Source organism: Qipengyuania sp. GPGPB31, from assembly GCF_038396345.1.
Lineage (GTDB): Bacteria > Pseudomonadota > Alphaproteobacteria > Sphingomonadales > Sphingomonadaceae > Qipengyuania > Qipengyuania citrea.
On the sequence record NZ_CP149572.1, the window covers coordinates 517,607 to 529,678 of the forward strand.

A 12,072-nucleotide genomic window follows, 5' to 3' on the forward strand; every position below is an offset into this window, starting at 1 on the left:
GGGACTACGATACCGCGAGGCCAGCGGATTTGCCGAAACCGGGCTGCACGCCCCGGCCGTGGGTGGTTATAACCGGTCCTCAGTTCGCCCATGGCCCGGTGACGGCCAGGGTGCGGGTAGGCGAATAGGCGTTGACGAAGAACCATCTGCCATCGGGGGAGAAGCATCCGCCTGCCAGTTCGGTCTGCATCCGCAGGCGTCCAAAGGGATAGGCGCGCCCATCCGGGGTGATGCCGCGCAAATGGTTGTCGACCACGTCGGTGTACTGGTCCTCGCAGACGATCAGATGGCCATTGGGGCCGACGGTCAGGTTGTCGCCATAGTTGAACTGGTCCTCGCGCTCGCTTTCGAAGAACAGTTCGATCGAATCCGCGGCTGTTCCGCGGCCCGGAACAAGCCGGAAAATCTGGCCCAGCTTGCGCTGCCCGCCATTGGTCGAGCAGACGAACAATGCGTCGGTCCCCATGTGAATGCCTTCGCCGCGTGCGACCAGCGCCGCGCCTCGCGCCGCCGCGCGGTGACGCAGATCGTCCTGCGGTGCCCCTACATTCTCGCAGTCGATCCAGCGCACCGCATGGCGCGTGCCAACGGCCATGGCCGGGCCTGCCCAGTTGCGCGTATCGGCCAAGCCTTCGACCACCATGGCCTGCAGGCGTCCGCCTGCGCGCAGATTGCCCGGAACTGCCGGGAGGAAACGATACAGTACGCTGTCGCCGCGGTCCTCGGTCAGATAGACGATGCCGGTCACGGGATCCACGCAAGCCGCCTCGTGGTTGAACCGGCCCATTGCGGTGAGCGGCACCGGCTCGACAAGTCCGGTTGCCGAAGCGGGAACTTCGAACACCCAGCCATGACTTTGCGCGAGGCCCTTGCCGGGTCCCACGGGCGCTTCCTCGCAGGTCAGCCAGCTTCCCCATGGCGTGATCCCGCCAGAACAATTGCGGATGGTCCCCGCCAGTGTGCGAAACTCGCGTTTGACTTCCAGCGTACGCGCATCGAGCACGATATTGGTCGTGCCCCCCGGCACGATCGCTCCTTCATAGGTGCCGTAACCTGCGGGAGGCGTGCCGCCCGCTTCGTCGCTCGGTACGAGCTCGTGATTGCGGATGAGCACCAGCTCGTCGCGCCCCAAGGGCAGGCAGCCCATGCCATCGGCCTTGTCGGGCACGGTCCCGCCGTCGTCCATCGGCGTGCCGAGCTGCGACAGCAGGCGGTAGGAAAAGCCGCGCGGCAGGTCGAGCATCCCTGCGGGATCGGGGATCAGCGGGCCATAGTCGGTAAAACCGCTTCCCGAAGCGGCCAACGCAGATGCCTGTCTCGTGCAGCCGTTCAGCAGCAGTCCCGCAAAGGCTGTGCCCGTTGCGCCGAGAAAGTTTCGTCGGTCGATATGCATGGTATCTCGGTCCTCGATCCTGCTCTTGCTCGGGCGCGATTTTGCTGCGCGGCCAATTTTTTCCGCATCTCGCTCACTCTGCGCCGGTGACGCAGGCGAGGCAACCGGGACTAACTGTCGAAGATGACACATTGACTGCGCTCCGCCGCAAGGCGACAGATCGGTCGAACCGCGAGCGAGAGGATTGACGAGATGGCGATAGGCAGGCTGGCGACGGGGATCGCATTGCTGGTAATACCGATGGGCAGCGTCTTGGCACAGCAAGCCGAACCCGCGCCGCATGACGCACCGGCACGAAGTGTCGAAAACCAGCGCGCGGCGCCCATGACGGGTGCGGCAATGGGCAGCGACCGCACCGGGCCCGAACGCCGTTTCACCGGCGCCGATCTGTTCGACATCGCGATTGCGGCCGACCCGCAGATCAGCCCTGATGGCCGCCATATCGCCTATGTTCGCCGGACGAACGACATCATGTCCGACCGCGCCGTCAGCTCGATCTGGTTGATCGACACCCGCACCGGACGCGAAACGCCGCTCGCCGGGCGCAATGGCGATGCCTTCAGCCCGCGCTGGTCGCCCAGCGGCGACCGTCTTGCCTATGCGTCGACCGAAGCGGGCGGGGCGCAGCTGTGGGTGCAATGGCTGGATGGCGGCGAGGCCATACGCCTGACCGGCCTGCCGACGGGCCCGTCGAGCATCGCCTGGGCCCCCGACGGCCGTTCGATTGCCTACACTATGAAAGTCAAGGACGAGGGGCCAAAGCTGGGATCGGCGCCGGCGAACAAGCCGGAAGGCGCCGACTGGGCCGAACCGCTCGAGATCCGCGACCTGCTGACCTATCGCGCCGACGGGCAGGGGTATGTCGAGCCCGGTTTCCAGAAGATATTCCTCGTTCCGGCAACCGGGGGTGCGCCGCGGCAGCTGACCTACGGGCGGTATCACGACGGCGGCCCGCTCAGCTGGTCGCCCGATGGATCGACGATCTATTTCGGTGCCAACCGGCGCGCGGACTGGGAAGAGGATCCCGTCGAGGGCGAGATCTACGCGCTCGATGTGGCGAGTGGCGCCGTGACCCAGCTGACCGATCGTGACGGCCCCGATCATAGCCCGGTCGCATCGCCCGACGGCCGACTGGTGGCCTATCTCGGCTTCGACGATGCCCTGCGCGCCTATGAGGATGACGACCTCTATGTCATGGACCGCAGTGGCGGAAGCGTCCGCAATCTGACCGCCGAATGGGGATACAGCCCTGCAGGTATCCGGTGGGATGCCGACGGCCGCGCGATCTACGCGCAATATGATATCAGCGGGGAAACCCGCGTCCTGCGTATCGGTCTCGATGGCTCGGTGCGCGATGTGGTCGAGGGCGTCTCGGGCGGGGGGCTCGATCGTCCCTATACCGGGGGGAGCTTCTCAGTTTCGGACAACGCCGCGATTGCCTTTACGGCGGGAACGGCCACGCGCCCGGCGGAAGTCGGCCTGCAACGAGGCGGCGACCTTCGGATACTGACCGATCTCAACCGCTCGCTTCGCGCGGTGAAAACGCTGGGCGAAGTGCGCCGGATCGCGGTGCCGTCGAGCCATGACGGGCTCGAGATAGAGGGGTGGTTGACCTTGCCGCCGGGCCATGCCGAAGGCCAGCGTGTGCCGCTGATCCTCGAAATCCATGGCGGACCCTTCGCCGCCTACGGCCCGCATTTCTCGACCGACAACCAGCTTTATGCCGCTGCCGGCTATGCTGTTCTGTCGGCCAATCCGCGCGGTTCGACCAGCTATGGGGAAGACTTCGCCAACGAGATCGACAAGGCCTATCCGGGCAATGACTATTTCGATCTCATGTCGATCGTCGACCGTGCGATCGCGCTGGGGATTGCCGATCCCGACCAGTTGTTCGTTACCGGAGGATCGGGCGGCGGCGTGCTGACCAGCTGGATCGTCGGCAAGACCGACCGGTTCAAGGCTGCCGCCACGCAGAAGCCCGTGATCAACTGGACCACGCAGGCGCTGACCGCCGACGGTCCCGCGTTTTTCGGCCGTTACTGGATCGGCGCACAGCCCTGGGAAGACCCCGAGACCTACTGGCGTCTGTCGCCGCTTTCGCTCGTTGGCGAAGTGGAAACGCCCACGCTGGTGGTGGTCGGCAGCGAGGACTACCGCACGCCGGTCAGCGAATCCGAGCAGTATTACACCGCATTGCGGCTGCGCGGCGTGCCTACCGCTCTGGTCAAGGTGCCCGGCGCCAGCCACGGCAGCATTGCGGCGAGGCCGTCGCAATCTGCCGCCAAGGCTGCGGCGATCCTCGCCTGGTTCGACCGCTACCGTTCGGGATGGACCCGGACCGCATCACCGGCCGAGTAAAGCGGGGCAGGCCGGTCTGGCGCGCGAGGTGAGCGCGTGGCTCATCTCGGGCACCGGTTTGCGCGCCTAGAACCAGGCGCGCAAACCAACCGCTATTTTCAGGCCATCGGGGTCTTCTCCCGCAAGGCGCGCGATGTCAGCGGTTTCGCCCGTTTTCGCTTCGTATTCGAGACCGATGTAGGGCGCGAATTCGGGAACGATCTCGTAGCGTAGCCTGAGCCCGGGTTCGATCTTGGCGATCCCTGCACCGATCTCGCGTGCAGGAATGTCCTGCGCGGCGAACTCGGCCTCGATGCGGGGCTGAAGAATGAGCCGCTGAGTGATTTTCTGGTCGTATTCGGCCTCGATCCGCGCAGTCAGCTTGCCCCGGTCGGACAGGAACAGCGCTCCGTCGACATGGAACATGTAGGGCGCAAGACCCGCCACGCCGACGACCAGATGCGTGCGCGCCTCGGGTTCGGGATCGAAGCGGACGCCCGCTTGCAGATCGAAGAAGGGGCCGATAGCGCGGCTGTAGAGCGCCTGGATCTCCGCATCCTCCAGCACGCCGCCTATCTCGCCTTCGCCTTCGGTCTTGAGCACGAAGCGATTGATGTCGCCGCCATACCAGGCCTGGGCATCCCAGACATAGCCGTCCTCCGCGCCATCGGTCGCAAGCCGGGCTTCGAGCCGTTCGACGAAGATTTTGCCCGTGACCATGCCGCCGTTCTCGCGCGCGAGCTGGCGGCGGGCGGGCGCCATGGCCGCGCTGCCCCAGATCGCGTCGGCGGCATGCTGCGGCCCTTCGAGCGCACGCCGAGGCAGGGCATCTTCGGGCGCCGCGCCGGGAGCCGCTTTTTCCGCCATGCCCCGGTGCGCGCCATGATCCATCCCCGCCATCGGGTCGTCCATGGTCTCCGCCGGCGGGTCGCCTTCTTTCGGCGGACACTGTTCGGGCGGCAGGTGTCCCATCGCGCAGTGGTCCATTTGCGGCTGCGCCCCGGCGTCGTTCCCGTGCCCCGCATGGTCCTGCGCGGCGAGCGGCGCGGCCATCAGCATGGCCCCGGCTAGCAGGGAGGCGCGCCTCATGCTTCCGCTCCTTCGGGGAACGGCCGCACGGTCACCACCTGCATCATGCCCGCATGCATGTGGTAGAGAAGGTGGCAGTGAAAGGCCCAGTCGCCCGGTTCGTTGGCGGTGAGGTCGAACGTGGCGGTTCCGCCGGGTTGCACCACGACGGTATGCTTGAGCGGCTGGTGCATGTGGTCAGCACCGTTGACGAGTTCGAAAAAATGCCCGTGCAAGTGGATCGGATGCGCCATCATCGTCTGGTTGACCAGCTTCACGCGAACCCGTTCATCATAGCCGAAACGGATCGGATCGTCGGTCACCGCGGTGAACTTCCGGCCGTCGAACGACCACATGTAGCGTTCCATATTGCCGGTAAGATGGATTTCCAATTCGCGGTCGATTTCGCGGTGGGGGTTCATCCGGCGGGCCCTGAGATCGGTGTAGCGCAGCACGCGGTGGCTGACCGTATCCAGCCCGAGCCCGGGGAAGTCCATCCGGTCCATCGGCATGGGGGCGACCATGTCCACGCCGGGCCCCGCTTCGACATCGGCGGGCAGCGCCGATGTGTCGCGCATCGAATGGTCCATGCCCTCCATGCTCGCCATTCCGCTTCCGGAATGCGCGGAATGGTCCATCATCCCCATGTCCGCCATGGTCAGCGTGGGGATCTGGCGCAGGGGGGCGGGGTGGCGATATGCCCCTTGTGACTGGTCAGGCTGGCGATGCCCATACCGCTGCGGTCCATAGCCTCGGCAACGATGGCATGGCTGCCGGCGGGCGGACTGACGATGACGTCGTATGTCTCGGCTACACCGATCTGGAATTCATCGACTTCGACTTCGTCCACGTCCTGGCCGTCGGCCTGGATCACCGTCATCGGAACGCCGGGAATACGCAGATTGAAGAAGGTCATGGCCGACCCGTTGATGACCCGCAGACGCACGCGCTCGCCCGGAAAGAACGCGAACTGCAGATCGTCCTGCGGCCCGTGGCCATTGACGAGGAAGGTATAGGTGCTGCCTGTCACGTCGGAGATATCGCGCGGGTTCATCCGCATCTTGCCCCACATGCGGCGCATGGCGCCGGGCATGGTGCCTTCGCTTGCGGTCAGCATGTCGCGCTGGAAATAGTGTTCGCCGACCTTCAGCTTGCGCATGATGTCATGCGGATGGAGCGGTGTGAATTCGCTGAGCAGCACCACGTAATCGCGGTCGTAGCGCGGATCGGGGTCGGCACTTTCGACGATGATCGGACCATAGTGACCGGCCTGTTCCTGCAATCCCGAGTGCGAATGCCACCAATAGGTGCCGCTCTGGCGGATCGGGAAATCGTAGGTGAACCGTTCGCCGGGACGGATGCCGGGAAAGCTCACCCCTGGAACACCGTCGAACTGGAACGGGACGAGCAGGCCGTGCCAGTGGATCGAGCTGTCCTCGGCGAGCGTGTTGGTGACGTGGAGCCGCGAATGCTGGCCTTCGCGCAACCGCACCAGCGGCCCGGGAATCGTCCCGTTTACCGCCACGGCATGTCCCGAGCGGTTGCCGGTGGCGAAATGGTGATTGCCGATGGCAAGCTCGATATCCTCCCCGGAAACCTCGCCGACCCCTTTCTTGGCGTGCGAAAGCGACTGTCCTTTCGCCCACGCGGGCATGGGCAGCGCGCTGGCGGCGGCAAGCGCGGCGGTGCTCTTGATGAGGTGGCGGCGGGAAAGAGTGGACATGCGAAACTGCTTCCAATTGAACCTGCGGTCGAACCGATATATACCCCCATAGGGTATTTTGACAGGACGATGGAATGGCCGAAGCGAAAAAGGCAGGAATCAACCGGCTCAACCGCATTGCGGGTCAGGTTCGCGGCGTCGCCCAGATGGTCGAGGACGATCGCTATTGCATCGACATCCTGCACCAGATCCAGGCGATCAAGTCTGCGCTGGCAAAGGTGGAAACGCAGGTCCTGAAGGATCACGCCGCCTGCTGCGTCGCCGAGGCCATCGCCAGCGGCAATGCCGACGACCAGCGCGAAAAGTTCGAGGAACTGGTGACGCTGTTCGAAAAGGCGAAACGGTGAGCGCGGTTCGAAACCAAGGAGAACACACATGATTTCATCGCTCGGATCGGCGCTTTCTCGCCGGACGCTTGCGGGTTCGCTCGCTCTGGGGGCGGCATTGACCGCCTGCGCGGCCCAGGCGGCCAGCCTGACCATGTACCGCGATGCCAATTGCGGCTGCTGCCTCGCCTGGGCCGGGCATGTAGAGCGCGGCGGGGTACACGATGTCGAGGCGGTCAATCATGCCGATATGGCAGCGGTGAAAGCCGCACACGGCGTGCCCGCGGATCTGCTTTCGTGCCATACCGCTGTCGTCGATGGCTATGTGATCGAAGGGCATATGCCCGTCGCCGATATCGAACGCCTGCTGGCGGAACGCCCCGAGGGCGTTGCCGGGCTCGCGGTCGCAGGCATGCCCGTCGGATCGCCGGGTATGGAACATGGCGATCACCGGCAGGCCTATCAGGTCATCGCTTTCGGGCCTGATGGCCGCAAGGTCTGGTCCAGCTATCCGGGCGGCGCCTCGTGAGCACGAAGACCGCGACAGTCTACCGGATGGTGATGCCGGACCATCTTTGCCCCTATGGCCTGAAGACGGTCGATCTGCTGAAGCGCGAAGGCTTCGCTGTCGAGGATCACCATCTCGAGACGCGCGCCCAAACCGATGCCTTCAAGACCGAGCACGATGTCGCGACTACGCCGCAGACCTTTATCGATGGGCAGCGGATCGGTGGCTACGACGACCTGCGCGAATATCTGGGCAAGTCCCGCAGCCAGCCTGAAGAGGGTGAGACAAGCTACCAGCCGGTTCTCGCCATATTCGGCGTCGCTTTTATGCTCGCCTTGGCGATCAGCTGGTATGTCTTCGAAACGGTTTTCACCGTGCAGGCGGCGGAATGGTTCGTCAGCCTTTCGATGGCGCTGCTCGCGATCCAGAAACTACAGGATCTGCGCAGCTTTTCGACCATGTTCCTGAATTACGACCTGCTTGCACGCCGGTGGGTTCGCTACGGATATATCTATCCCTTCGGCGAAGCGCTCGCAGGTATCCTGATGTTGGCGCATGTGCTGCCGATCATCTCGGTCCCCGTGGCGCTGTTCATCGGTACGGTCGGCGCGGTGAGCGTGTTCAAAGCCGTCTATGTCGACAAGCGCGAGCTCAAATGCGCCTGCGTGGGGGGCAACAGCAATGTCCCGCTCGGTTTCGTTTCGCTGACCGAGAACCTGTTCATGATCGGCATGGGCCTGTGGATGGGGGCCAAGGCGCTGGGTCTTGTCGCGGTGTAACCGCCAGGCGACCAGGCTCAGCTCTTGCCGAGGCCCACGCGGGGTACCGCCGCCCAGGACGTGTCGTTGCGGAAGTAGCGGCGGATGCCGGCCATGCGGTACCAGAGATTGATCTGACGGTAGCCGAAATTCTCGAGGACCGCAGCGGCGCCCAGTCGTAGCAGATCCTTCGCATTCGGCGTCCGCCGCAGCTGTTGTTCCTCCAGCGCCAGCGTCCCGAGGCTGAGTACGCATCCGAAAACGACCGATACGAAGAAAAAGGCGACGGCCATCATCGGATCGAGCAGGCCCAGCAGCGCCGCGGCTGGCAGGACGAGATAACCGAGCAGTTCAGCCGGTGGTCCGAAAATGTCTTCGAGCACGATTTGCGGCATGGCCAGCAGACCGATGCGGCCATAGCGCGGGTTGAGGATCATCCCGCGATGGCGCTGCAGCGTTTCCAGCGCGCCCTGCTGCCAGCGGGCCCGCTGGTTGTCGAGGCCGTCGAGTTCAGCGGGTGCTTCGGTCCAGCAGACGATATCGGGCACGAAGTCGATCTGGTAGTCGCGCTTCTGATCGCGCATGTGGCGATGCATGCGAACCACCAGCTCGAGGTCCTCGCCCACGGTATCGTGGCGATATCCCCCCATTTCGACGAGCGTGGAGCGGCGGAACAGGCCGAACGCGCCCGAGATGAGCATCAGCGTGTTCATATGCGCATTGGCGACGCGGTTCATCAGGAAGGCGCGCAGATATTCCACAACCTGGAAGCGGGGGACCATGGTGTCGGCAATGCCGATCTTCTGCAGCGAACCGCCGCGAATGGTGCAGCCATTGGCTATGCGAATTGCCCCGCCGACCGCGACCAGCCGCCCGTCGTCATACATGAAGGGCTCGGCTGCGCGCAGCAGCCCGTCGGGTTCGATGATCGAATCGGCGTCGATGATGCACACCAGCGGTGTGCGCGCAAAACCGATCCCGGCGTTTGCGGCATCGGCCTTGCGGCCGTTCTCCTTGTCCACCACGAGCAGGTTCGGGTACCGACGCGAATGGAAAGTCCGGTAGACCTCCGTAACCTGTAGCGCGGCAATTTGCGTGCGTTGGGTTTCCTCCATGCCGAACGCTTCGATCAGCACGTCCAGCGTTGAATCCGATGACCCGTCGTTGACCACGATGACTTCGTGTTCGGGATATTCCAGCGCGAGCAGCGCCTTGGTGCTCTGCACGATCGACAGTTCTTCGTTGAATGCAGGTGCAATGACGGTGATCGGCAGGGCGAGATCGGCATAGCGGTGCCACAGGTCGCGGGCGCCTTCGCTCGGCCGGACGCGGGTCACGAAGACCCATGCCGCGATCAGCAACTGGATGAGGCTGATCCCGTTGCGCAGTGCAACGATGATGAAGCATGCGAAGGCGACCCACATGATTCCGTTCGCGGCCAGGACCTGAAACTGTTCCCAACTCATCGGGCACCGTCCCTGGGCAGGGCCGCGTTCTGTTCGGGCGCGAGCCTGTCGAAGGCCTGTTCGACGCGCAAGCGGATCCAGAGTTCTTCATCGCTCCGCATCGCCGTCAGATCGGGTAGGGCACTGCGCAGGCCAAGCGAGACGCTCGCCGCGATCGCCTGCAGGCGGACCGACGTGATCGGATCGTTCAGCGCGGGCAGGATCCAGCGTTCGGCCGCCGGATGGCCGAGCTTGGCGGAGGCGCGCAGCGCTGCGCGGCGAATTTCGGGGTCGGGATCTGCTGCGGCACGCTCGAGCAGGTCGATGGTCCCCATGTCGCCCGACCAGCCGAGCGCGTCGATGATCTGCGCGCGCCATTCGCTCGGCAAGTCGTCTTCGAGGAGAAGGACCATCTGCGCGGGGTAGAGCGGGGCCGTCGCGCGCAGCAGCGCGACATCGAGCCGTGTCGGTTGCCGGGAAAGCGCATTCAGGATGCGCAGGCTTTCCCGAGGCGGCGGTAGCGCGTTGTTCGCGGCAAGCGCGAATGCCGCTTCTAGCTGCACGCGGAATTGGGAATCATTCGCCATGAGCTGGCGCAAGCGGGCCACGCAGACCTCGCTTCCGAACCGCTGGAGAAAATGGATGGCGGAAATCCGTTCGGCTGCAAACATGCTGTGCGAGCGCCGCAGCGTCTCTGCCAGCACCCCGTCGAGTTCGGCAATCTGCAGCAGGCGTGCTCTTTCGCCGCCCTTCAGCAGCGGCAGGATGCGGGTTACCGCTGCGAGCCTGACGCTGCGGCTCCACCTGGCGCTGTCGTCCACCCTGTGCCCGGCCACCCGGTGCAGGTAATTGCGAGTTATGGCGGCATCGCGCTCGTCACGCTGCGCCTTTGAGCGTTCTGAAAGGTAGCGGCGCAAGACGAGAATGAGGAAAACCACCAACATAGCCGCCGCAAGGAACACCGTCCCGGTCACCACCTGGCTGTACCCGATCATGGCGTGCCGAACCTGTATGACAAAGCCAGGGTCCCGGACAGGCGGCGATAGCTGTTCTCGCGGTCTTCGTAGCTCGTCGCGCCCGACAGGGTGAAGCGGTCGGACAGCGGAACGGCAACGCCAAGAGCGCCGCTGCGCAACTGCCTGACGCCGTCGGCTTCGACATCGGGATAGCTCGCAGCGATCGCAAACAGGGCCAGACCGCTGTCGGCGCGGTAGTCGAGCCGCGCGGAACCGCCCAGCCGATAGCTGTCGCCGCCTCCGAAGATATTGATCGCGCGTGCAGTCAGCGAGAAATCATCGTCCAGGGCGAACCGCAGGCCCGGCTGCAGCGCGAGGATAGTTCCTGTTTCATATTCGGCGATACGCGTATCGAGGATCGCCGTGAGGCGTTCTGAAATCCGGTCCTCGCCGCCCGCCGCAAGGCTCCAGCGTTCCTGGAAGTCGGCATCGGGAACGGTGCTGGCAGCGATATAAACGAAACCGGTGCCGATCCGCCGGTCGATGCGCGCCGACAGGCGGGCGTCCTTGGTATTGCGATCCTCCTGGGCGAGGGCGAGCGTGATCGAAGAGCGCTGCGATACGTCGAACGCGACGGCCACATTCTGGCTGGTCCAGGTCTGGCTGCCGCGATTGTCGAATGCGATATCGGAAACGCTCGCTGACGCCGACAGCACGCGCAGGCGAATGCCGCCTGCATCGCGTCGGCGCTGCAGGTTCGCCTTTAGCGGGGCGAGGTCGGGATAGTCGGGCGCCCGCGCGGCGATACCGGCCACGGCCTGTTCGGCCGCGTCGTACTGCCCGTTCCAGTAAAGGATATAGGCGCGCGCCAGCGCGACATCGAGGTCGGCAGGCGCGCGCTGGGAAGCCTGCTCGACCAGCGCCAGAGCCTCGTCCAGATTGCCATCGCCCGCCTCGGTCATGGCGAGGCGGCGAAGCAGGTCGGCATCGTCGGGTGCTTCGGCAAGCATGCTGCGCAGCAATCGCCGTGCTTCCGCAAAGTCGCTCGCGGAACGCGCAGCCTCGGCGGCTTCCACCTGTTCGCTGCGCGTTTCGAGCGGTTGCTGGGCGGCCAGCGGCGCCGCCATGAGGGCCGATGCGGCGACAAGGATACGGGCCCCGGCCACAGGGATTACCCGAGCAGGCCTTCGATGCGGACGAGCAGTTCCTGCGGGATGAACGGTTTGGTCAGATACTCGGCCGCGCCGCCTTTCAACCCGGCGACGATATCGGCCTCGCTGTCGCGCGCGGTGAGCATGACCACTGGGATGTCGCGCACCGCTTCATCGGATTTGAGCTGGGCGAGAACCTCCGGACCGGAGAGGATCGGCATCATAGAATCGAGCACGATCAGCTGCGGCGCGCCGGACTGCACCATCGCCAATGCCTCCTCGCCGTCCTTGGCGACCGACACCGAATGGCCCGCACCCTCGAGCCGAAACTTCAGTATTTCGACAAGAATGGGGTCGTCATCGGCAATCAGTATTTCGGCCATCTATCGCTCCAGGCTCGTTCATTG

General features: G+C 64.7%; 10 protein-coding genes and 1 pseudogene. 4 read left to right on the top strand and 7 right to left on the bottom strand.

Annotation, left to right across the window (positions count from 1 at the left end):
- Window positions 1-79: 79 nt before the first annotated feature.
- Window positions 80-1,393, bottom strand: coding sequence for an alkaline phosphatase PhoX (locus WKH79_RS02725; RefSeq protein ID WP_341859531.1), 1,314 nt, complete (start codon window positions 1,391-1,393; stop codon window positions 80-82).
- A gap of 192 nt (window positions 1,394-1,585) precedes the next feature.
- Here WKH79_RS02725 and WKH79_RS02730 point away from each other — a divergent pair, with 192 nt between their 5' ends.
- On the top strand, window positions 1,586-3,751 hold the full coding sequence (locus WKH79_RS02730; RefSeq protein WP_341859532.1) for a S9 family peptidase: 2,166 nt from the start codon (window positions 1,586-1,588) through the stop codon (window positions 3,749-3,751).
- 66 nt (window positions 3,752-3,817) lie between these two features.
- Here WKH79_RS02730 and WKH79_RS02735 read toward each other — a convergent pair whose 3' ends face one another.
- Entirely contained in the window at window positions 3,818-4,819 is a 1,002-nt protein-coding gene (locus WKH79_RS02735) for a copper resistance protein B (RefSeq protein WP_341859533.1), read from the bottom strand.
- Window positions 4,816-6,521, bottom strand: a pseudogene (locus WKH79_RS02740) (copper resistance system multicopper oxidase). Before WKH79_RS02740 ends, WKH79_RS02735 begins: the two are co-directional and overlap by 4 nt.
- Window positions 6,522-6,595: 74 nt before the next feature.
- Between WKH79_RS02740 and WKH79_RS02745 the strand changes: the two are divergent.
- The 3 genes from WKH79_RS02745 to WKH79_RS02755 are packed head-to-tail and all read left to right on the top strand — an operon-like array spanning window position 6,596 to window position 8,134.
- Window positions 6,596-6,868, top strand: a complete 273-nt coding sequence (locus WKH79_RS02745; RefSeq protein ID WP_063506732.1) for a metal-sensitive transcriptional regulator — start codon at window positions 6,596-6,598, stop codon at window positions 6,866-6,868.
- Between the two features lie 28 nt (window positions 6,869-6,896).
- Window positions 6,897-7,376 carry a DUF411 domain-containing protein gene (locus WKH79_RS02750; RefSeq protein WP_341859534.1) on the top strand — a complete coding sequence of 160 codons (480 nt, stop codon included), beginning with the start codon at window positions 6,897-6,899 and terminating at the stop codon, window positions 7,374-7,376.
- Window positions 7,377-7,402: 26 nt separating this feature from the next.
- Window positions 7,403-8,134 (top strand): glutaredoxin, encoded by a 732-nt coding sequence (locus WKH79_RS02755; protein WP_341860083.1) that lies wholly within the window; start codon window positions 7,403-7,405, stop codon window positions 8,132-8,134.
- A 17-nt stretch (window positions 8,135-8,151) separates the two neighbouring features.
- Here the strand turns inward: WKH79_RS02755 and WKH79_RS02760 are convergent, their stop codons facing one another.
- From WKH79_RS02760 to WKH79_RS02775, 4 genes are read right to left on the bottom strand one after another with little or no spacing between them, the layout of a single operon-like run.
- A complete protein-coding gene (locus WKH79_RS02760) occupies window positions 8,152-9,579 on the bottom strand; it encodes a glycosyltransferase (RefSeq protein ID WP_341859535.1) in 1,428 nt (475 codons plus the stop codon).
- Complete coding sequence (locus WKH79_RS02765; RefSeq protein WP_341859536.1) at window positions 9,576-10,553, bottom strand: HEAT repeat domain-containing protein; 978 nt, start codon at window positions 10,551-10,553, stop codon at window positions 9,576-9,578. Before WKH79_RS02765 ends, WKH79_RS02760 begins: the two co-directional genes overlap by 4 nt.
- Complete coding sequence (locus WKH79_RS02770; protein ID WP_341859537.1) at window positions 10,550-11,680, bottom strand: tetratricopeptide repeat protein; 1,131 nt, start codon at window positions 11,678-11,680, stop codon at window positions 10,550-10,552. The genes WKH79_RS02765 and WKH79_RS02770 overlap by 4 nt, the downstream gene beginning before the upstream one ends.
- Window positions 11,681-11,685: 5 nt before the next feature.
- Entirely contained in the window at window positions 11,686-12,048 is a 363-nt protein-coding gene (locus WKH79_RS02775) for a response regulator (RefSeq protein WP_063506727.1), read from the bottom strand.
- Between the last annotated feature and the right edge of the window lie 24 nt (window positions 12,049-12,072).